This is a genomic window from Streptomyces sp. NBC_01006, from assembly GCF_045162725.1.
GTDB lineage: Bacteria > Actinomycetota > Actinomycetes > Streptomycetales > Streptomycetaceae > Streptomyces.
In genome coordinates this window covers 8,268,625-8,288,310 of record NZ_CP108700.1, presented here as the reverse complement: position 1 = coordinate 8,288,310, position 19,686 = coordinate 8,268,625, and the positions used below count along the sequence as shown (strand labels likewise).

Sequence of the window (19,686 nt, the reverse complement as noted above, 5' to 3'; positions counted from 1 at the left end):
GGTGTCCCCCATGCCCAGCGTCCTGGTCGTGGAAGACGACCCCAGCATCCGCCAGTCACTGATCGAGGTCCTGACGGAACACGGGTATGCCGTACGCAGCTCGGCCGACGGGTTCGGAGCCCTGCGGGAGGTCACCCAGACGCCCTTCGACGCGGTGGTCCTCGACCTGGGCCTGCCCGATCTGGACGGAGGGGACGCCCTGCGCATGATCCGGGGCATCTCCTCCGTACCCGTCCTGGTGGCCACCGCCCGCGACGACGAGCGGGAAATCATCAGCCTCCTCAACGCGGGCGCCGACGACTACCTGGTCAAGCCCTTCTCCGGCGGACAGCTCGTCGCGCGCCTCTCGGCCGTCCTGCGGCGCACCGCTCACGTTCCCGCCACCGGACCCGCGCCGGGGACGCGGAGAGCACAGGTGACACGGGGACGGGACGCTCCGGCGGCCGACGCGCTGCACCCCACCACCGTGGGCGAACTCGCCGTGGACCCGGGCGCGCGCACCGCGTACCTGGCCGGCGTGGAGCTGCGCCTGACCCGCCGGGAGTTCGACCTGCTCGCGTTCCTCGCCCGCCACCCCGGCCAGGTGGTCTCCAAACGCCGTCTGCTGACCGAGGTCTGGCGTGAGCCGTACGTCGACGACCAGACCGTCGACGTACACCTGTCGTCGCTGCGCCGCAAGCTCGGCGAACGGGCGGCGGCCCCCCGATACCTGCTGACCGTCCGCGGCGTCGGCATCAAACTGGTGGCACCGCGTTGAGACGATCACTGGCCGGAGTGGCGCTCGCCGTGACCTCGATGGTCGCCCTCTCCTTCCTCATACCGCTGGGCGCACTGGTGATGTCGCTGGTCAAGGCACAGGCCGTCACCGCGGCCGAACAACGCGCCGCCGCCCTGGCCCCCGTCCTCACGCTGACCACGGATCCCTCCGCCCTGCGGGAGTCCGTCGCCAGCCTGGACCCGGCCCAACAGCTGGTGGTTCACCTGCCGGCGGACGCCGGGGCCCTCGGCAGCTCCAAGGCGCCCGCGGCGCTGCTCGAACGGGCGCAGCAGGGACGGGAGTCCATCTCCCAGGCGATCCCCGACGGCTGGATCTGCCTGCAGCCGGTGGTGCTCCCCGGCGACCGGGTCGCCGTGATCGAGAACTTCGTGCCCGAGGAGGAACTGACCCACGGGGTCAAGGAATCGTGGGCGGTCATGTCCTTCCTCGCGGTCGCGCTGATCGGTGGTTCCGTCCTGGTCGCCGACCGTCTCGGCGCGAAGGTCGTCAGGTCCTCGAAGAAGCTCGCCCAGGCCTCGCGCGCACTCGGACAGGGCGACCTGGACACCCGCGTGGACCCCGTGGGCCCCAAGGAGCTGCGGGACGCGGGCGTCGCCTTCAACGCGATGGCGCACCGGATGACCGAGCTGCTCGCCGTCGAACGTGAACTCGTCGCCGATCTTTCCCACCGGCTGCGTACGCCGCTCACCGCACTGCACCTCGCGTCGGAGCGCATGGAGGGCACACCCGAGTCGGCCAGGGTCGAGGCGGCCGTCTGTGAACTGGAGGCGGAACTTCGGGCCATCATCGCCGCGGCGCGCACCCCGCTCGCCGTCGGCCCCATGGGCCAGGGCATGCTCGGCACGGAACCACCCACCGGCCACGACGCCGGGGCCGGGGCGTCGGGCCCGCGCTGCGAGGCTGCCGACGTGGTCCGCCGCCGTACCACCTTCTGGTCGGTCCTGGCGGAGCAGCAGAACCGGTCCTGCTCGCTCGACCTGACCCAGGAACCCACAACCGTCGGCCTGTCCGACGACGATGTCGCCGCCGTGGTGGACGCACTCATCGGCAACATCTTCCGCCACACCGCGCCCGGGACCCCGTTCGCCGTTCAGGTCGTACGCACGGCCCAGGCCGTGGAGCTGGTCGTGGCGGACGGAGGACCGGGCATCCCCGAGCCGGACCTGGCCCTCTCCCGCGGGAGCAGCACCGGTTCCACCGGGCTGGGCCTCGACATCGCGGGGCGGGCCGCGACCGCGACGGGCGGCTCGGTGCACATCGGCCGCGGCCCCCTGGGAGGCGCGCACATCACGGTGTCGTTCGCCCTGGCGGCGCGGGCTCCCGCCGGCCGCAGGCCGCGCATCTCCCGCCGCCGGCCGGCCTGGCCCCGCAGACGGTAGGGCCGATTTCGATGCGGTCAATCCGCATTTCGTTCGGCGGCGGTTGACTGCCACTCGCGGCCGATGCCCCGAATCAGGGCCGGGTAGACGCCGAGGTATCGGAAGGGCTTGATGGCTGCCATGTACACGATGCCGAGGCGACCGTTCGGCTTCACCAGGATGGCCATCTGGCCTCGGTAGCCGCCGGTTCCGTCGGGGACCCAGCCGATGTGCAGCAGGCCGTGCACCGTCCGGTTGCCCATCTCGGCCACCCACTCGTCGTGGGTCTGGTAGACGGAGGTGAAGGGAACCGCGCCGGGGTCGGCGCCCCGGGGACCCTCGCGGAGGTCTTCGGGCAGTCGGTTCCGGAGCGAGCTCATACGGGTGCCGACCCCGGCACCGGGTTTGTCCCAGCCGAAGAGTTTGCCGAGCTTCCGGCGGATCGCGAAGAGCGTGCGCGGGATCGGGGCGGATACGGGTTCCCCGGTGCCGTGGGTGAACTGGTCCACCAGTCGCGCGAGGTCGTCGGGGCCGCCCGGGGTCGGGAGTGCCCACACGTCTTCGATCCGGAAGTCGCCGGCGATCTCGTGGATCCGCCAGGGGCGGGAGGTGTGGGCGGTGACGGGGAGTCTCATCAGTTGGCTCCTATCTATACGATGCCGTATAGATCAAGCTAGCACCATCTATACGGCACCGTATGGACGAGGGAGGTACATCATGGGCGTGACGCGGACGCCTCGCGGCAAGTGGATCGAGGAGGGCCTCAAGGCCCTGGCCGCCGGCGGCCCGGAAGCCGTGCGAATCGAGCCGCTGGCGCAGGCGCTCGGCGTCAGCAAGGGCGGTTTCTACGGGTACTTCGACAACCGGGGCGCTCTGCTCACCGAGATGCTCGACACCTGGGAGCGCAGGGTCACCGAGTCGGTGATCGAGCAGGTCGAGAGCGGCGGAGGAGACGCGAGGGCCAAGTTGGAGCGCCTCTTCGCGATCGCCTCATCCGCCGACGGCCCGACCACGGGCGTCGCGGCCGACCTCGCGATCCGCGACTGGGCCCGGCGCGACGAAGACGTCGCACAGCGCCTCCGCCGCTGCGACAACCGCCGCATGGACTACTTGCGTTCCCTGTTCCGCTCCTTCTGCCCCGACGAGGACGAAGTCGAGGTCCGCTGCATGCTGGCCTTCTCCCTCCGGATCGGCTACCACTTCATCGCCGCTGACCACCCCGGTCGCTCCCGCGCCGAGGTCATGGCCCGGACCAGGCAGTGGCTCCTCCGCTGACGTCAGCCGACTTGGACGGGCCTGGTGCAGCGGGCGGGCGGGTGGCGAGGGCCTGGAAGTGCCGGGCGGGGTCGCTGTGTGAGCCGCCCGCGTGAGCACCGAGCGGCTGTGTCAGCGGGCGGCTTCGCCGAGGTAGGCGGCGCGGACGCGGGGGTCGTCGAGGAGTTCGCAGGCCGGGGCCTGCATCGTGATCCGACCCGTCTCCAGGACGTAGCCGCGGTCGGCGACCTTCAGGGCCTGGGCGGCGTTCTGCTCGACCAGCAGCACCGTCGTCCCCTGTGCGTTGATCTCCTTGATGATCTCGAAGATCTGCGCCACGACCAGCGGCGCCAGGCCCATCGACGGCTCGTCGAGGAGCAGTAGTTCGGGACGGCCCATCAGGGCGCGTCCCATGGCCAGCATCTGCTGCTCGCCGCCCGAGAGGGTGCCCGCCTGCTGGGTGCGCCGCTCGGCCAGGCGGGGGAAGAGGGCGAACACCCGCTCCAGGTCCTCCTGTCGTAGCCGCTGCCGCTTGAAGCGGTAGGCACCCATGTGGAGGTTCTCCAGGACCGTCATGTCGGCGAAGACCCTGCGGCCCTCCGGCGAGTGACCGATGCCGAGGCCCACGATCGCGTGGGAGGGGAGCCCGTCGATGCGCTCCCCGCAGAACCGCACGGCTCCCGAAGCGGGCGCGTGCAGGCCGGAGACGGTGCGAAGGGTGGTCGTCTTGCCGGCGCCGTTGGCGCCGAGGAGCGCGACCACCTCGCCCTCGCGGACGACCATGTCGATGCCCTTCAGCGCACTGATCGCACCGTGGGACACGTGAAGGCCGGCGAGTTCCAGGATCGCGGTGGTCGGTGCGGCGGTCGCGGTCTGCCGCTCCCGCAGTGTCGCGACGGTCATCGGGTCTCCCCCTGTGATGAGTTCGTGTCGGAGGCGCCGAGGTAGGCCTCCACGACCGCCGGGTCGCGCTGCACCGCGGAGGGCGAGCCGGAGGCGATCACCTTGCCGAAGTTGAGCACGGTCACCCGGTCGGCCACCGAGGTCACCAGTGGCATGTCGTGCTCGATCAGCAGCACGCTGATGCCGAGTTCACCGTTGATCCGGCGGATCAGCGCGGCCAGGTCCCGCTTCTCGGTGGGGTTGGTGCCCGCCGCCGGCTCGTCCAGGAGGAGCAGCCGCGGTCCGGTGGCGAGGGCCCTGGCGATCTCCAGGCGGCGCTGGTCTCCGTACGAGAGCGATCCGGCCGTCTCGTCGGCCCGGCCGTCGAGGCCGAGCAGTGCGAGCAGCCGCTGCGCCCTCTCCTCGGCGGCGCGCTCCTCCGCCTTGGCCCGGGGCAGGCCCAGCATGATGCCGAGCGGCCCGGAGCGGCTGCTGCTCTCCGCGGCGACCTTGACGTTCTCCAGGGCGGTGAGCGCGGCGAAGAGGCGGATGTTCTGGAAGGTGCGGGCCACGCCGAGCCGGTTGATGTGGTGCGGTTTGCGGCCGAGCAGGCTGTGCTGCGTACCGTCGTCGGCGCGCAGCAGCACGCGCCCCTCCTGCGGTGTGTAGGCACCGGTCAGCGAGTTGAACAGGGAGGTCTTCCCGGCGCCGTTGGGGCCGATCACCGCGTGGATCTCGCCCCGGCACACCGTGAGGTCCACCCCGGACAGGGAGACCAGGCCGCCGAAGCGCAGGGTCACCCCCGATGCCTCCAGGACGGGGCCGGAGGCGGTGCGCGCCGCTGCCTTCCGTTCCGGCAACGTGGTCGTCATGACTCTCCCTCCATGGGTACGGTGCGCCTGCGGCGCCTGGCGGGCAGCAGTCCCTGCGGGCGGTAGATCATCATGACCACCAGCAGGGCGCCCAGGTACATGAACCGGTCCTTCTGGTCCACCACGTCCTTCAGGCCGTGGGGCAGGTAGGCCAGCAGTGCGGCCCCCAGCAGGACGCCCGGGACGGAGCCCATCCCGCCGAAGATCACGTAGGCGAGGACCAGCACCGAGTACAGCAGCGGGAAGTTCTCGGGGTTGATGAACCCGACCTTGCTGGCGTACACGGCGCCGGCGATCCCGGAGGTCGAGGCGCCGATGGCGAAGGCCATCAGCTTGTACTTCACCGTGTCCACGCCGTGCGCGGCGGCGGCTACCTCGTCCTCCCGGATGGCCTCCCAGGTACGCCCGATCTTGGAGCGCTCCAGCTTGCGGAAGAGCAGTACCAGACCCGTGATCAGGCCGATCAGCAGCCACAGGTAGTCCAGCGGGTCCAGGCCCCAGCGGTAGTGCAGGGGGCCGAGGTCCACGGAGAAGTGCGGGATGCCGAAGACCCCGAGGGAGCCGCCCGTCACCGACTCGGCGTTCTTCGCGATCAGGTAGATGATCTCGTGGAAGCCGAGGGTGACGATGGCGAGGTAGTCGCCGCGCAGGCGCAGGGTGGGGGCGCCGAGCAGGATGCCCGCGAGGAGGCAGGTGACCATCGCGACCGGGATGGACAGGAACGGGTTCAGTTCGAACGGTGGCTTGATGGGCAGGTGTCCGCTCCAGAAGGCGGTGCTGTAGCCGCCGATGGCGAAGAACGCCACGAAACCGAGGTCGAGCAGGCCGGCCCAGCCGATGACGACGTTGAGGCCGAGGGCGAGCAGGATGTAGATGCCCACCCAGTCGACCAGCACCTGGTTGGTGGACCGGTCGAACAGCAGCGGCAGGAGCACGGCCGCGGCGAGACCGGCCACGACCAGCGTCACGCGCAGCCAGGGGCGGCGTTCGAGCGCGGGGCGGATCCTGGTCAGGGGCGCGGCGGCGGCCTTGGCACCGGAGGCGACGACCCGGCGCGGGGCGGCACCGAACTCGGCGACCGCCCAGAGGGCGACGGCCGCGGCGGTCCAGGACCACAGGGCGGTCCCGGTGAAGGTCGTGCGCAGCGAGAACAGCAGGTCCGCCCCGGACCCCTGCTCCCCGGTCATCACGGCCAGCAGGACGCCGACCGCGGTGAGGGTGCCGAGCCTGCGCCAGCGTGGACGCCGGTACCAGCGCACCCGGCGCAGGGCCGCCAGGGCCTCGGCGGAGGGGCGGCCCGCGGCGGCCGCGGCCGGACCCCGCCCGGGGGCCACCGCCTTCGTACCGTGCAGCGTGGTGCTCATGCCGTCCTCCCGAGCTTCGCGCCGAGGATGCCGGTCGGGCGGAACATCAGCACCACGACCAGGACCACGAAGGCCGCGACGTAGCGCCATTCCTCCCCGAACAGCGGAACGTTGTAGGTCTCGACGAGGCCGAGGAGCATCCCGCCGAGCATGGCTCCGCGGATGTTGCCGATGCCGCCGAGGACGGCCGCGGCGAAGGCCGTGATCCCGGGGGCGAAGCCCATGGTGAACGACACCTGACTGTTGAGGCCGAAGAGGAAACCGGCGATTCCGCCGAGGACACCGCCGATCACGAACGTACGCGAGACGACTCTGTCGATGTCGACGCCCATCAGACCGGCGGCCTCGGGGTCCTGTGCGACGGCCCGGATGGCGGACCCCAGCTTGGTACGGCGCACCAGCAGGTCGAGACCGACGATCATCACCAGCGCGGCGACGATCAGCAGCAGCTTGATGACGTCGACCGGCGCTCCGAGGACGTGGAAGAGCACGCCGTTGTCGAAGAGCGCGGGCATGGACTTGGGGTCGCGCCCGAAGAGCTTGCCCGCGAGGTTGTAGAGGAAGAACGAGGCGCCGATGGCGCTGATCAGGAAGATCAGGGCGGGCGCGTTGCGCTTGCGCAGCGGCCGGTAGGCGACCTTCTCCAGACCGAAGGCCGTGCCCGCCCCGACCAGGCCGGAGACGACCAGACCGAGGAGGACGAGCAGGGCCGAAACCAGCCCGGAGGGGTGGCCGGGGGCGACCTCGGTGAGCACGATCAGTGCTCCGAAGCCGCCCAGCATGAACACCTCGCTGTGGGCGAAGTTGATCAGCTTGAGTACGCCGTAGACCAGGGTGTAGCCGATGGCGATCACCGCGTACAGCGCGCCGAGCGCGAGCCCCGGGACCAGGTAGTCGCGGAATTCCAGCAGAGTCATCGGTTCTCAGCCCGCGTTCACCAGGGTGTCGACGTTCCCCTTGAGGGTGATCGCGCCGCCCTTGACCTCGCTGAGGTAGATGCCGTTCCCGGCGAACTCTCCGTTCTCCTTGAACGAGAACTGCCGGGTGAGGCCCTTGTAGTTGGCCTTCTTCACCTTCTCCAGGACGGCCTCGCGCCGCACGTCGCCGCCGTCGCCGCCGCCGAGCGACTTGATCTGCTCGATGATGAGGTTGGTGGCGTCGAAGGACTCGGCCGCGTACAGGCCGGGAGCGGTCTTGTACGCCGCCTTGTAGTCCTCGGCGAACTGCTTGGTGCCCGGGTCCACGTTGGCGTCGAGGCACTGGCAGGTCAGCATCCAGCCCTCGGCCGCGTCACCGGCCAGCTCGGTGAACTTCTTGTCGTACGTGCCGTCGCTGGCGATCTTCGGCTTGTCGAAGCCGACGTCCTTGAGCTTCTTGGCGAACGGTGCCGCGTCCGCGTAGAGCCCGTTGTAGATCAGCGCGTCGGCGCCGGAGTGCTTCACGGCGGTCGCGGCGGCGGTGTAATCGGGGGTCTTCGCCGGGACGCTGGCCTTGACGACCTCGACACCGGCTTCCTTGAGCTGCTTCTCGGCGACCTTGGACAGGCCGACGCCGTACTCGCTCTTGTCGTCGACCAGGTAGACCTTCTTGGTCTGCAGCTTCTTGGTGAAGTACGTGACCATCGCGCCGCCCTGGGCGTTGTCGTTCGGGACGGAGCGTACGAAGGAGCGGAAGCCCAGCTCGGGAAGGCTCGGGTTGCTGGCGTGGGAGACGGAGACCAGGTTCGCCTCCGAGTACAGCCGGCCCGAGGCCTTGGCCGCGCCCGAGAAGGCGGGGCCGACGAGGCCGACGACGCTCTCGTCGTCGATGAGCTTCTGCGCTGCGGCCGGGGCCTGGTCCGGGGATCCGGCGTCGTCGGAGGGGGCGTACTCGACGTGGAAGGGCAGGTCGCCGCGGGCGTTGGCCTGCTTGACGGCGAGCTTGACGCCGTTCTCCATGTTGATGCCGATCGCGGAGCTCTCACCCGTGAGCGGGCCCTGGAAACCGATCTTGTAGATCGCCTTCCCGTCGCTGCCGACACGGGCGGCGCCGCTGTCCTTGTTGCAGCCGGTCAGCGCCGTCGCGCCCGTGACCACGAGTGCGGCGATCACCGACATCTTCCTGCGGTTCACTTCTACTCCCTGCAGCCATCCGTGGATTGACCGGGGAGGCTTTCTCGACCCCCCGAACCCGCACGTCGATCCCGTGCGACTGGGGCACAGTAGGCAGCGGTGCCGCGGAGGGCCTCGGTTGCGTTTTCATACCTGTCAGGTCCGGAGTGGGTGTCAGGTCGGCGCCCGCATCCCCGAGGGCGCATGGCGCGACCCGGGCCGGGTAGCCGGGCCGTGAAAGGTCTGGAGGCGGCGCGACCCGCACCCCGCGGTGTCGGGCCGCCGACGATAGGGAAGGGGTGCACGTGTCACACGTCGAGGAGTATGTCGAGGTCAACGTCCCCGTACGCACTGCCTACAACCAGTGGACGCAGTTCGAGGACTTCCCCGTCTTCATGGAAGGGGTCGAGCGCATCTACCAGCGCACGGACACGCTGACCCACTGGGTGACGAATGTGAACGGTGTGCAGCGCGAGTTCGATGCGCAGATCACCGAGCAGCTCCCGGACCGGCGCGTCGCGTGGATGACGGTGGACGGGGAGGCGCGCCAGGCCGGCCTGGTCACCTTCCAGCCGATCGACGCGACCACCACCAAGGTCGTCCTGCACATGAACTGGGTGCCCGACGGCCTGGCCGAGACGGCCGCCGACAAACTCGGCTTCGTCAAGCGCCAGGTGGCCGGCGATCTGAAGCGGTTCAAGCTGTTCATCGAATCGCGCGGAGTCGAGACGGGCGCCTGGCGGGGCGAGGTCTGACCGCCGGGGCGCCGTGCTGCGGCACCTGTCGGAGGCGGTGCCGAACCGGCCGCTCAAGGGCGATACCCGCCGAAGGGAAGCAGAATCCGTGGGTATCTCGGCCAACTTGCCCGTACGCCCCTGAACGCCCCCCGGAGTGACGTTCCATCGGCCCTGTATGGGGGCACCCGTGGTGCCGTTGGTACGTCTACCGAGGAGCGCACACGATGACGAAGGTCCTCGTCCTGCACAGCGTCAGCCTGGTCAGGTCGGCACTGGCCGCCCTGCTGAGATCCGAGGGACGCTTCGAGGTCACCTCGGCAGGCTGGCGGGCTGCGGCACGCCAGGCCGAGTCGTTACGACCAGACGTGACGGTCGTCGACCTCGACTGTCCGGGGGCGACGGCCGTCCTCGCCGATGACGGACGCGCGGGGGACCGCCAGGTCCTCGCGCCCCCGTCCCCGGTCCTGGTGCTCGCGTCGACCGGCGCGCCCGGGCTGCTGCACCGGGCCTTCCGGGCCGAGGCGCGCGGCTACGTCGACAAGGACGGCTCGCCGGGTCGGCTCGTACGGGCGGTACGGAAGGTCGCCGCGGGGGAACGGTTCATCGACGCCTCGCTGGCTTCCGCGTTCATGGAGGCCGACCCCGTTCCGCTGAGCCCCCGGGAGCTCAGCGTGCTGACCCGGGCCGCTGAGGGCGATTCGATCGCCGAGATCGCCTGCACGCTGCACCTGGCGAGCGGGACGGTACGCAACTACATGGCCGCGGCGACCCGCAAGACCGGCGCGCGCAATCTCATCGACGCCATCCGGATATCCCGGCGGGCCGGCTGGGTCTGATCCGCAGGCACCGCGGACGGGCACGACGGCCGTGTCGTGTCACTCGTCCGCGGCCGGGTTCCACCTCCCCACCAGATCGCGGTACAGGGGTGACCTGGCGGGGAGTTCTTCATGTGTGCCGCAGACGGCTCGGGTCCCGTCGAGGACGAGGACCCGGTCGGCGCGGGCGGCGGACGAGACGCGGTGGGCCACGACGACGAGGGTGCCGGGACGGTCCGCGAGGGCCCGTTCGGCATGCTCCTCGGCGGCCGGGTCCAGGTGGCAGGTGGCCTCGTCGAGCAGCAGCAGCGGAGCGGGCGAGAGGTAGGCGGCGGCGAGCGCGAGCTGCTGGCTCTCGCCCCGGGACAGCAGCCGGGGGGACACCTCGGCGTCCAGGCCGCCGAGCCGCGCCACCAGGTCCTCCAGCCCGAGGGCGCGGACGGCCTGCCGCACTCGGACGTCCCCGGGCCCGGCGTCGCCCGGGGCCGCGGCGAGGTGCGTCAGGTTCTCCCGTACGGTGCCGCTGAACACGTAGGCCTGCTGCGGCAGCAGGGTCCGCCGCGGGTCCGGTCCGGCGGCCCCCGGTTCCCGGCGGGCGGCTGCACCGGCCACGAGGACCGACCCCGCGCCGGGCGACAGCATTCCGGCGAGCAGCGCGGTGAGCGTGGACTTGCCGATTCCGCTCGGTCCGACCACCGCGAGGTGCTCCCCCGGGCGCACCACCAGGTCGAGATCGTCCAGTACGGGAGCCGCGCCGGGGCCGTACGCGAAGGTGACGCCCCGGAGTTCGGCCGCGGCGTCGGTCGGCGGGCCGACCGGCCCGGGCGGCGGCGACATCGGCTTCCGCTTCGCGGGGCCGTGGCCGTCCCCGTCCGGCGGCACCGGATCGCTGAACCGTTCGAGGACCACGAGCAGCCGGGTTCCTGCTGAACCCAGCGCGGTCATCAGGGAGTTGAGAGCGGGCAGCAGGGCCTGCACCAGGTACGTGAGGCCGCCCGCCAGCGTGCCGGCGGTGATCCCGCGGCCCAGCATCCAGGGCGTCGCGGCGAGGAGTGCGACGACCGGCAGCCGGCCCGCCGTACCCAGGGCCAGGGTGCGCAGGGCCGCCCAGCCCGCGAGGGTGCGCGCCAGCCGCTCCTGTGTGGCGATCAGGGGCTCCACCCGGGCTTCCGCGGCGGCCTGTCCCCCGCAGGCGACGATGTCGCGCAGGCCCTCGGCCAGCGCCCCCACCCGGTCGGCGAGCGCCTCGTCGGTGTCCAGGGACCTGCGCTGTACGGCGGCCAGGGGGCGGAGCGTGGCCAGGAAGGCGGCCACGCCCAGCAGCAGGGGCGGCAGCACGACCAGCAGCAGCACGGGCGCCAGGGCGGCCATGCCGGCGATGGCTCCCACGGCGGTGAACACGAACGAACGTACCGTCAGGACCAGCCCGGCGAAGGAGTCCCGGGCCATTTCCGTCTGCTGGGTCAGCCGGGACACGGCGCCCGTGGCGCCGGCGCCCGCCGGGTCGGCGACCGCGCGGTCCAGCGCCTGCCGCACCGCCCGCCGGACCAGGCCGTCCCGCAGCGGCTCCACGAGGTCCGCGAGCCCGGCGAACACGCCGCGCAGCGCGAACCCGCCGAGCAGTGCCCCGGCTCCGGCCGCGGCCAGCCAGCCGAGACCGGTGGCGGTACGGCCGGCCAGGAAGCCGTCGTCGAGGGCGCGGGCCACGCCGTAGCCGCCGAGGAAGGTGTGCGCGGATTCCAGGAGCGACCATCCGGCCAGCCGGCCGACGGCCCTCTTGTGGCCGCGCAGGAACCGCCGGCCCTCGGGGCCCACCCGGCCCCGGGCCCCTCCCCCGGTCACCTCGCCGCCTCCCGCTCCGTGTCGTTCCGCATGTCCTTCTCCGTGTCGGCGGCGAACACCGCCCGGTAGGCGGGGTCGCGTTGCCACAGCTCGCCGTGGGTTCCGGTCGCCCGTACCCGCCCGTCCTCCAGCCATACGACGAGGTCGGCGCGGACGGCGGACGAGAGGCGGTGCGCGACCACGATCCGGGTGCCGGGCCGGATCTCGCGGGCGAGGGCCCGCTCCACCTCGCGGGCCGTGACGGTGTCGAGGCTGGAGGTGGCGTCGTCCAGTACGAGGAGCCGGCCCGCGTGGCAGAACGCCCGGGCCAGCCCGAGGCGTTGGACCTCCCCGCCGGACATCGGGGCGTCGGCGAGGCGTGTGCCGTACCCGTGGGGCAGGCGCCGTACGAACAGGTCGGCCCCCGCGGCACGGGCGGCGGCGCGCACCGCTTCCGGGCCGGGTTCCAGGCCCGCGCCGAAGGCGATCGCCCCGCCGACCGTGTCCCCGAGCAGCGCGGGCCGGTCGAAGGCGTACCCGACCTCGCGGCGCAGCGCTTCGGCGGTCACCTCCCGCAGGGGCACCCCGTCCAGCATCACCCGGCCCGTGTCGGGGTCGGTGAGCCGGCCGGCAACTGCGGCGAACAGGGTTTTGCCCGCGCCCGAGCGGCCCACCACGGCCACCGTGCTGCCTCCGGGGATCACCAGGCTGATGTCGTGCAGGACCGTCGCCCCGCCGCGCACGACCCGGACGCCCTGCAGTTCGAGGGTGCCCGGGCCGCCTTCCGGCAGTTCCGCCCGGCCGTGGCCGAGTACGGGCAGGGCCAGGAGGGCGGCGGTCCGCCTAGCCGCGGACCGGCCGCGGACCACGGCGGCCAGTCCCCCGGTCACGGCGCCGATGCCGGCCGCGAGGCCCGCGTACCGTACGGCGGCGAGGAGTTCTCCGACCCCGATGGTCCCGGCCGACAGGCGGATGCCGCCGACGGCCAGGACCGCGTACAGGAGCATCGGCATGAGGGCCGCGGACCGGGCCGTGGTGCCACCGTAGACCTGCCACATCCGCCTGCCCTCGGTGCTCAGTTCGGGCAACCGGGCGAGGATCCGTGCGCGTTCGCGCTCCGCGGTGCCGGCGGCGGCGATCGTACGGGCCCCGGCCAGCGCCTCGGTCAGCCGGCCGGCGGTCTCCAGCTGGACCTGCTGGTAGCGGGCGACGCTCGTGTGGGTGTCGCGGGCGAAGGCCCGCAGCAGGAGCACCAGGAACGGAACGCCGACGAGGAAGGCGAGCGCCGTCCACAGGTCGATGAGGAAGAGGGCGGTCACCGCGCCGAGCGGCGGCAGCAGCGCCGCGACGGCGTGCGCGACGGCGGCCGGGACCTTCCCGGCCTCGGTGGCGTGCGCGGTCAGCCGCGCGGCGGTTTCGCCGGGTGCGTGGCGGGCGGCGTGGTGCGGGGCCGTCCGCAGCAGCCGGGCGAGCCCGAGCCTGCGCAGGCGGGCGGTGGAGCGGCCGTCGATCTCGCCGGTCAGCCGGGCGGCAGCGGCGTCCAGCGCCACCTCGGCCGCGATGACCGCGGCGCACAGGAGTGTCCAGGCGGGGCCCGACGGGGCGCGGCGCAGCAGCAGGTCGAGGGTGTGGCCGAGGACCGCGGGTTCGGCGAGCGCCGCCGCGGCGGCGCTGACGGTGCATCCGAGGACGGCGGCGCTGCGCCCGGCGCTGTGCCTGGCCGCCGCCACGAGGGCCCGGTCGGCGGTGCGTGCCACGGCCGCGGCCTGCGCCGCTGCGGCCTCCGTGCCGCCCGCCGCGTCGGGGGGGCTCATCGGTGGATGCCTCCGGTGGTGTGGTGCGGGCCCGGGCGGCGAACCGCCCGGGCCCGGGGTGACCTGGTCAGTTACAGGTCGTGATGCTCAGGCTGCTGTCGCCGCAGAGCAGCAGGCTGGCCCGGCTGCCGCCACCGCCGCCGCCGGTCAGCGCACCCTCGGTGACCTCTTCCTTGGGGGTCTCCATCGACTGCAGGTCGAGAAGCGTCATGTCAGATTCCTCTTCTGTCGAGTGGTGCGATGGGTCACGGCCCCGTGCGGGACCGGCTCTTGGGCCGCCGCGGTGGATCGCAGCGGCGGGAGGAACGGCAGGTGCGCGCGCCCGCCGGGCGCGGCGCTGCCGAGGGCGAGGAGAGCGCCGGCGGTGCCCGTGGCGAGGTCCATGGACAGGCGCATCATCTGCTCGCCGGGGAAGGCCAGATGCCTCTGGTACGGCACGGCGTGCCGGGCCAGCGCGTCGATCTGGCGGGCGATGTCCGCGGGGCCGGTGCCCGGGCCCGGCGTGGTGGTCCGGGCCAGGTGGAGGATCATCCCGGCGGCGCCGCGCAGCAGCCCGGGCTGGGCGTAGAAGGTCGCCTGCGCCGCCCGTACGATCTCCCGCCGGGCCTGTTCGAAGCGTTCGTCGGGAGCGTGCTCCAGCCAGTCGTCGAGGACCATGCCGATACCGACGCTGCCCTCGCCGAGGTACGGCATCGTGCGCCAGCCCTCGTTCACCTGGAGGGTGCCGTACGCGCTGGTGACGCAGCGGTCGAGGTCGCGGTGGAGCGCCCGGGCGGCCTGGAGCAGCAGTTCCTTGTCTCCGGTGCGTTCGTACAGCCGCAGGAAGAGCAGGGCGGGGCCGGTGTTCCCGTACATCAGCCCGGCGCGGGCGGGCCGCTGCTCGGGCCGGGCGAGCAGTTCGGCGCAGCGCAGGGCCGCGGTGTGCAACTCGCTCTCGCCGCTCGCGGTGCCGAGCGCGTCCAGGGCCAGGCCGATTCCGGCGAGTCCGCCGTGCAGGTCGGGGCCCGCGCTCTGCCAGGGCTGGTGCAGCAGCCGCTCGGTGAGGGCGAGGGCTCGGTCCGGGTGTCCGAGCCGGTGCAGGGTCCAGGCCGTGCCGGCGAGGCCGTCGTAGAAGCCGAGCGCAGTGCCGGAGGGCGCGTCCTCGGTCCGCGCCAGCAGCCATTCCTCGGCTTCGGGCCAGGGTCCGGCGCCGGTCTCGGCGAGGGCGTGGAGCACCCCGGCGATCCCGTAGCCGAAACCGATGCCCCCGCCGGCGGTCGCGAACTGGGCGATGTCGCCCGGCACGAAGCGGTCCTCGCGGTCCGGGGTGGCGCTCGCGCGCAGCGCCGCGGCCATCGAGGCACGGGCGGCCGGCCAGTCCCCCGGCTCGACGGGCAGGTACGGGCCGGGCGGTGCGGGCGGGCGGCCGCCCGGTGCGCCCTGCGGGGCGCCGGACAGGATCTCTTCGACGGCCTCGTCGAGGAACCGCCGCGGTACGGGGAACTGCGCGGCGGCGACGGCGGCCAGATGGGCGGCCTTGGCCCGGTCCAGGACGAGCAGGCTGGTCAGCGGGAGGAACAGGGCGAGCCGCAGACAGGCGAGGGCGTAGCGGTCCACGGAGAACCCGCGCCGCTCGGCGGGGGCGACGAAGGCGGGATTGGCGACGGTCTGCCGCAGTCCCTCGTCGACGTGCGCGGCGGCCTCGAAGTCCAGCAGGGCTACGGAGGGTTCGCCGCTCTCGTCCTCGGCCACCATGATGTTGAAGAGGTGGAGGTCGTTGAAGACCACGCCACGGGCGTGCACCGCTTCGACGGCCTCGGTGACGCGGCGGTGGATCTTCAGGGCCCACTCGGTGTACGAGGCGAGCTCGGCCGGGTCGGGGTCCGCCTCGATCAGCGGGTGGCGGCGGGCGAAGTAGGTGTTGAGCGGTTTTCCGGCGAGGTGTTGCAGCACCAGGAAGTGGTGGTCGCCGACCGTGAACGTGCCACGTACCGCGGGCACGCAGTCCAGGCCCGACAGCCTTTCGAGTGCGGCCTGTTCGCGGTGCAGCCGGGTCACGGCGTCGGCGCCGTCGGCGGCGAGGCCGGCGTAGGGCCGGGCTTCCTTGAGGACCACGGACTCGCCGGTGCGGCTGTCCCTGCCGACGTAGACGCCACCGCCGTTGGAGAAGTGCAGGGCCCGCTCCACCGTGAAGGGGACGCCGGTCAGGGTGATCGCGGAGCGCGCCGCGAGGTGCGGTTCCAGGAAGGCGGGAAGTTCGAGCCACTCGGGCGGCTGGAACACCGGTCCGCGCGGGTCCGGTACGAGCCGCCCGTCAGGGGTCTCGATCGCCGGGACCAGCTCGCCGTGCTCGTCGTAGCAGTGCCGCAGGGTGAAGCTGCCGTAGCGCAGGTGGACCGGGCCGGCGCCCCAGCGCAGGTCGCTGAGGATGTACGGGCCGGCCGCCCCGGCCAGCGCGGCGTCGAGGTCCTCCGCGATGCGGCGGCACTGCTGCTCGTCGGCCGGGTACACGGTGATGAACTTGCCGCTCGCCGCGCGGTCGGCGTACTTGGCGTTGCGCAGGTGCAGCAGGTACCGGCTCGGTATGAACTTGAAGGCGATGCGTCGGGCGGTGCAGTACTCGTACACCGTCGTCAGCAGCGATTCGGCGTTGTCGAGCGTGGCCGAGACGTGGATCTTCCAGCCCTGCGCGGGCAGTTCGGCATCGGCGGGGCGCAGTGCGAGCCAGTCGCCGCTGCGGTGCGAGCGCCACCCCGGCGGGACGGGGGCGAGCGCGGCCGGGTAGCTCTCACCGGCGCGCCGGTACGGCGCGTCGTAGAACCAGCGGTCGGCGTCGCAGAAGGCGGCGTACCCCTTGTTCACACCTGCTCCCTCGGTCGGCGGCAGACCCGACGGTGTCACGCCCGGAGGAAGCGGCGACAGTCACGCCTGTCACCGATGGGGTGTGCAGTACTCACGAGTCACCGGTCAGGTGTCACGGGGCTCCGCGGCCCGCCGGGTCCACCAGTGCCGGCGGCGCGGGTGGACGGCCCGCCCGAGCCGGCGGCCGATGAGCAGGTACCCGAGGAGCGCGCCGGCCGTGTTGAGGATGACGTCGTCGATGTCGAAGACGCGTCCCGTGACGAGGGCGCCCTGGACGAGCTCCACCAGCGTCATCAGGCAGACCGTCACGGCGCCGACCCGCAGCAGTCCCCGCGCCGGGGGCAGCAGGACGGGCAGGAGCACGCCGAACGGCAGGCCGAGCAGCAGGTTCCCGCCCAGCTGGCGCACCGCCTCGATCGTCGACGTCCCGTCCAGGTAGGCGCTGATGGAACGGCCGGGCCGGACGTTGCTGTGCACGAGGGCCGCCGAGGCGGCGGACGGCTCCAGCGTCAGCCGGGCCAGGACCACACCGAACAGCACGGTCCCGGCGAAGGCGGTCACCATGGCCGATGCCCGGACCGCAGGATGGGCCGGACGCCGGTGTTGTCCGTGGGTGGCGGCCGGTACGGGCCGTTCGGGGTGCTTGCGTTCGGGGTGCCTGCGTTCCGCCCGCTTCTCCGTGCTCCGCCGTACGTGGCTCCATGTCATGCGGGCGCGTCTACCCTCCGGGCCACCCGGTACGCGGGCACCGCCGGCGCTCCTCGAACGAGGCGGGCGGGTCCCCTGTGGGGGACCCGCCCGTGCCGTGTACACCGCTTGGTGCGGTTACCGGTAGCCGTTACCAGTAGTGGCGCCTGCCGCCGACCGCGTGCCCGACCGAGCCCAGGAGCCACAGCACCGCGCCGACCACGAGCAAGATGACCCCGATGGTCCAAAGGATGGAAATTCCGGTCAGAAATCCGATGAGCAGGAGAATCAGTCCCACGAGAATCATGGTGCCCTCGTTCTCACGTTGGGGTTTCGGCGGAACGGTTGGAACCGCCTTTGCGCCTCGAACGGCGTCTACCCCGGAAATCCGTCCCTATCGGTGCCGTGCCCCGACGGCACCGTCCGCGCAGGACCGGTCATGCACGTGCCGATGTCTTACGATGCTGCCAGGACAGCCTCGGGTCCGGGACCGGAGGGCAACATGGCGGAACGGGGCCGGGAGCCCGTGGAGGCCCTGGACGGCGCTCGGCGGCGGGCCTTGCGGCTGGCCGGGCTGTCGGCCACCCCCGATCCGGGGATGGACCGGTTCGCGCGGCTGGTGACGCGGCTCCTCCGCGTGCCCGTGGCCCTCGTTTCACTGATCGAGGAGGACCGGCAGATCCTGCCCGGCACGGTCGGTCTGCCCGAGCCCTGGGCGCAAAGGCGGGCGCTGTCGCTGTCGCACTCCCTCTGCCGTTACGTGGTCGACTCCGGGAAGCCCCTGAGCATCTCCGACGCCCGCGCCGACGAGAGGCTGCGCGCCGGCCCCGACGTGCGGGACCTCGGGGCGGTCGCGTCCGCCGGAATACCGGTGACCGACGGCAACGGGCTCGTCCTGGGCGCTCTGTGCGCCCTCGACCACACGCTCCGGACCTGGAACGAAGGGGAGCTCGCCGACCTGCAGGATCTGGCCGCGGCCTGCTCCGCCGAGCTGCGCCTGCGGATCGTGTCGGCGCAGCGCCAGGCCGCGCAGAACGTGCTGAAGACCGCGCGGGTCGCCGCCGAGCGGGCCCAGGGCGACGCGGAGCGCCTGGAACACGAAGCCCAGGCCGGCCTGGACCACGCGGAGCTGCTGCTGAGGGCCTCCGAGGAGCTGTCCCAGACCTCCGGCCTGGAGGACCTGCGGCGACGGCTGCGCGACCTGTTCGTGGGCGTCGGCAAGCCCTCGTACGTGGGCCTGCTGGTCGCCGACGACAACGAACTGCACCGCATCCCGGACCCGGACGTCGTGCACTCCGTGGAACACGAACTCCTCAGCCTCCCCAGGGACGCGGCATTTCCCAGCACCCGGGCCATGCGGGAAGGGCGGACCGTGTTCGTGCCCGACCGTGAGGCGCTCGTGGCCGGCTACGGCCCCGAGGCGGTCGCCTTCTTCGACCGCATGGGTTTCACCACGGTGCTGTGCCTGCCGCTGTGGGGCAGTCGCGGGCTGCTGGGCGTCCTCGTCACCTGCTGGACCAACCCGCACGAGGTGAGCACCCCCGAGCGGGCAGCGCTCACCGCGGCCTCCGGGTACACCGCCCAGGCGGTGGAGCGCGCCCTGTACCTGGACGAACGGATCTCCATCGCCCGCCAGCTCCAGGCCGCCATGCTCACCGACCTCCCCCGGACCGACGCGCTCGAAATCAACGCCCTCTACCAGCCGGCCGCCGACGAGGAGATGATCGGCGGAGACTGGTACGACGCCTACCACCTGCCGCGGGCCGGCTCCGGCGACGTCGCCCCGCTCATGATCACCGTCGGCGACATCACGGGGCACGACATGCATGCCGCCACCGTGATGGGTCAGATCCGCAGCATGCTGCGCCAGGCCACCCTCGACCACCCCCCGTACAGCCCGGCCGCCGCTCTGACCGCCCTCGACGCAGCCTGCTCGGTCCTGCCCATCGACGCCGGCGGCACGCTGGTCCATGCCCGCCTCGACCCGCTGGGCAACGCCGGCGGCTGGGCCCTGACCTGGTCCAACGCAGGCCACCCGCCCCCGCTCCTGCGCACCCCGGACGGCGCGGTCACCCCCCTCGTGGAACACGACGTCCTCCTCCACCCGGGTCTCGGTGCACCTCGGCGCACCGAGACCCGGCGAGAACTTCCGCCGGGCTCCACCCTGTTGCTCTACACCGACGGACTCGTCGAACGGCGCGGCCAGGACATCGACGCCGCCATCGCGCAACTCGCCGGCCTGCTGGCCCGCCACGGAGACCGTCCGCTGCCCGAACTGCTCCGCCGCATCAGCAACCGGATGGCGCAGCCGCCCCCGGGAGACGATGTGGTCCTTCTCGTGCTGCGCATTCCCTAGCAACCGTCAGGCAGGAT

18 protein-coding genes are annotated in these 19,686 nt (G+C 72.4%); 6 read left to right on the top strand and 12 right to left on the bottom strand.

The window, feature by feature from the left end; translation table 11 throughout:
• Positions 1 to 10 precede the first annotated feature (10 nt).
• Together OG509_RS37745 and OG509_RS37740 are read left to right on the top strand one after the other, a co-directional pair.
• Positions 11 to 757 carry a response regulator transcription factor gene (locus tag OG509_RS37745; protein WP_406187088.1) on the top strand — a complete coding sequence of 249 codons (747 nt, stop codon included), beginning with the start codon at positions 11 to 13 and terminating at the stop codon, positions 755 to 757.
• On the top strand, positions 754 to 2,157 hold the full coding sequence (locus tag OG509_RS37740; protein WP_406187086.1) for an ATP-binding protein: 1,404 nt from the start codon (positions 754 to 756) through the stop codon (positions 2,155 to 2,157). The genes OG509_RS37745 and OG509_RS37740 overlap by 4 nt, the downstream gene beginning before the upstream one ends.
• Positions 2,158 to 2,174: 17 nt before the next feature.
• Here OG509_RS37740 and OG509_RS37735 read toward each other — a convergent pair whose 3' ends face one another.
• On the bottom strand, positions 2,175 to 2,771 hold the full coding sequence (locus OG509_RS37735) for a DUF2867 domain-containing protein (RefSeq protein WP_406187085.1): 597 nt from the start codon (positions 2,769 to 2,771) through the stop codon (positions 2,175 to 2,177).
• A gap of 82 nt (positions 2,772 to 2,853) precedes the next feature.
• Between OG509_RS37735 and OG509_RS37730 the strand changes: the two genes are divergently transcribed.
• Complete coding sequence (locus OG509_RS37730) at positions 2,854 to 3,411, top strand: TetR/AcrR family transcriptional regulator (RefSeq protein WP_406187084.1); 558 nt, start codon at positions 2,854 to 2,856, stop codon at positions 3,409 to 3,411.
• 111 nt (positions 3,412 to 3,522) lie between these two features.
• On the opposite strand, the gene OG509_RS37725 is transcribed toward OG509_RS37730, so the two are convergent.
• The 5 genes from OG509_RS37725 to OG509_RS37705 are packed head-to-tail and all read right to left on the bottom strand — an operon-like array spanning position 3,523 to position 8,619.
• Entirely contained in the window at positions 3,523 to 4,293 is a 771-nt protein-coding gene (locus tag OG509_RS37725) for an ABC transporter ATP-binding protein (RefSeq protein WP_406187083.1), read from the bottom strand.
• Positions 4,290 to 5,144: an ABC transporter ATP-binding protein gene (locus OG509_RS37720; protein WP_406187082.1), complete on the bottom strand. Its 855-nt coding sequence runs from the start codon at positions 5,142 to 5,144 to the stop codon at positions 4,290 to 4,292. Before OG509_RS37720 ends, OG509_RS37725 begins: the two co-directional genes overlap by 4 nt.
• Entirely contained in the window at positions 5,141 to 6,508 is a 1,368-nt protein-coding gene (locus tag OG509_RS37715) for a branched-chain amino acid ABC transporter permease (RefSeq protein ID WP_406187081.1), read from the bottom strand. Before OG509_RS37715 ends, OG509_RS37720 begins: the two co-directional genes overlap by 4 nt.
• Positions 6,505 to 7,425, bottom strand: a complete 921-nt coding sequence (locus tag OG509_RS37710; RefSeq protein ID WP_406187079.1) for a branched-chain amino acid ABC transporter permease — start codon at positions 7,423 to 7,425, stop codon at positions 6,505 to 6,507. The genes OG509_RS37715 and OG509_RS37710 overlap by 4 nt, the downstream gene beginning before the upstream one ends.
• A gap of 6 nt (positions 7,426 to 7,431) precedes the next feature.
• Positions 7,432 to 8,619: a branched-chain amino acid ABC transporter substrate-binding protein gene (locus OG509_RS37705; RefSeq protein ID WP_406187078.1), complete on the bottom strand. Its 1,188-nt coding sequence runs from the start codon at positions 8,617 to 8,619 to the stop codon at positions 7,432 to 7,434.
• 284 nt (positions 8,620 to 8,903) lie between these two features.
• On the opposite strand from OG509_RS37705, the gene OG509_RS37700 reads away from it, so the two are divergent.
• Together OG509_RS37700 and OG509_RS37695 are read left to right on the top strand one after the other, a co-directional pair.
• Positions 8,904 to 9,353 carry an SRPBCC family protein gene (locus tag OG509_RS37700; RefSeq protein WP_053690915.1) on the top strand — a complete coding sequence of 150 codons (450 nt, stop codon included), beginning with the start codon at positions 8,904 to 8,906 and terminating at the stop codon, positions 9,351 to 9,353.
• A gap of 206 nt (positions 9,354 to 9,559) precedes the next feature.
• On the top strand, positions 9,560 to 10,171 hold the full coding sequence (locus OG509_RS37695) for a LuxR C-terminal-related transcriptional regulator (protein WP_406187077.1): 612 nt from the start codon (positions 9,560 to 9,562) through the stop codon (positions 10,169 to 10,171).
• Positions 10,172 to 10,210: 39 nt separating this feature from the next.
• Here OG509_RS37695 and OG509_RS37690 read toward each other — a convergent pair whose 3' ends face one another.
• The 6 genes from OG509_RS37690 to OG509_RS37665 form a co-directional block, all read right to left on the bottom strand.
• The gene (locus OG509_RS37690) at positions 10,211 to 11,992 is read right to left on the bottom strand and encodes an ATP-binding cassette domain-containing protein (RefSeq protein WP_406187076.1); all 1,782 of its coding nucleotides are present in this window, start codon (positions 11,990 to 11,992) and stop codon (positions 10,211 to 10,213) included.
• Positions 11,989 to 13,785 (bottom strand): ABC transporter ATP-binding protein, encoded by a 1,797-nt coding sequence (locus tag OG509_RS37685; protein ID WP_406187075.1) that lies wholly within the window; start codon positions 13,783 to 13,785, stop codon positions 11,989 to 11,991. Before OG509_RS37685 ends, OG509_RS37690 begins: the two co-directional genes overlap by 4 nt.
• Positions 13,786 to 13,852: 67 nt before the next feature.
• The gene (locus tag OG509_RS37680) at positions 13,853 to 13,996 is read right to left on the bottom strand and encodes a SapB/AmfS family lanthipeptide (RefSeq protein ID WP_406187074.1); all 144 of its coding nucleotides are present in this window, start codon (positions 13,994 to 13,996) and stop codon (positions 13,853 to 13,855) included.
• Positions 13,993 to 16,626, bottom strand: a complete 2,634-nt coding sequence (gene lanKC / locus OG509_RS37675; protein ID WP_406187072.1) for a class III lanthionine synthetase LanKC — start codon at positions 16,624 to 16,626, stop codon at positions 13,993 to 13,995. The genes OG509_RS37680 and lanKC overlap by 4 nt, the downstream gene beginning before the upstream one ends.
• Positions 16,627 to 16,731: 105 nt before the next feature.
• Complete coding sequence (locus OG509_RS37670; RefSeq protein ID WP_406187071.1) at positions 16,732 to 17,334, bottom strand: VanZ family protein; 603 nt, start codon at positions 17,332 to 17,334, stop codon at positions 16,732 to 16,734.
• 130 nt (positions 17,335 to 17,464) lie between these two features.
• Positions 17,465 to 17,620, bottom strand: a complete 156-nt coding sequence (locus OG509_RS37665; protein WP_199809302.1) for a DUF6131 family protein — start codon at positions 17,618 to 17,620, stop codon at positions 17,465 to 17,467.
• A 195-nt stretch (positions 17,621 to 17,815) separates the two neighbouring features.
• Between OG509_RS37665 and OG509_RS37660 the strand changes: the two genes are divergently transcribed.
• Positions 17,816 to 19,669 (top strand): SpoIIE family protein phosphatase, encoded by a 1,854-nt coding sequence (locus OG509_RS37660; RefSeq protein ID WP_406187070.1) that lies wholly within the window; start codon positions 17,816 to 17,818, stop codon positions 19,667 to 19,669.
• The last annotated feature ends 17 nt before the right edge of the window (positions 19,670 to 19,686 follow it).

What these genes read in the sequence shown, in the direction of transcription:
- OG509_RS37745 (WP_406187088.1), top strand. Translation starts at nt 11, where the DNA reads ATGCCCAGCGTCCTGGTCGTGGAAGACGACCCCAGCATCCGCCAGTCA.
- OG509_RS37735 (WP_406187085.1), bottom strand. Translation starts at nt 2,771, where the DNA reads ATGAGACTCCCCGTCACCGCCCACACCTCCCGCCCCTGGCGGATCCAC.
- OG509_RS37730 (WP_406187084.1), top strand. Translation starts at nt 2,854, where the DNA reads ATGGGCGTGACGCGGACGCCTCGCGGCAAGTGGATCGAGGAGGGCCTC.
- OG509_RS37725 (WP_406187083.1), bottom strand. Translation starts at nt 4,293, where the DNA reads ATGACCGTCGCGACACTGCGGGAGCGGCAGACCGCGACCGCCGCACCG.
- OG509_RS37720 (WP_406187082.1), bottom strand. Translation starts at nt 5,144, where the DNA reads ATGACGACCACGTTGCCGGAACGGAAGGCAGCGGCGCGCACCGCCTCC.
- OG509_RS37715 (WP_406187081.1), bottom strand. Translation starts at nt 6,508, where the DNA reads ATGAGCACCACGCTGCACGGTACGAAGGCGGTGGCCCCCGGGCGGGGT.
- OG509_RS37710 (WP_406187079.1), bottom strand. Translation starts at nt 7,425, where the DNA reads ATGACTCTGCTGGAATTCCGCGACTACCTGGTCCCGGGGCTCGCGCTC.
- OG509_RS37695 (WP_406187077.1), top strand. Translation starts at nt 9,560, where the DNA reads ATGACGAAGGTCCTCGTCCTGCACAGCGTCAGCCTGGTCAGGTCGGCA.
- OG509_RS37685 (WP_406187075.1), bottom strand. Translation starts at nt 13,785, where the DNA reads ATGAGCCCCCCCGACGCGGCGGGCGGCACGGAGGCCGCAGCGGCGCAG.
- OG509_RS37680 (WP_406187074.1), bottom strand. Translation starts at nt 13,996, where the DNA reads ATGACGCTTCTCGACCTGCAGTCGATGGAGACCCCCAAGGAAGAGGTC.
- OG509_RS37670 (WP_406187071.1), bottom strand. Translation starts at nt 17,334, where the DNA reads ATGACATGGAGCCACGTACGGCGGAGCACGGAGAAGCGGGCGGAACGC.
- OG509_RS37665 (WP_199809302.1), bottom strand. Translation starts at nt 17,620, where the DNA reads ATGATTCTCGTGGGACTGATTCTCCTGCTCATCGGATTTCTGACCGGA.
- OG509_RS37660 (WP_406187070.1), top strand. Translation starts at nt 17,816, where the DNA reads ATGGCGGAACGGGGCCGGGAGCCCGTGGAGGCCCTGGACGGCGCTCGG.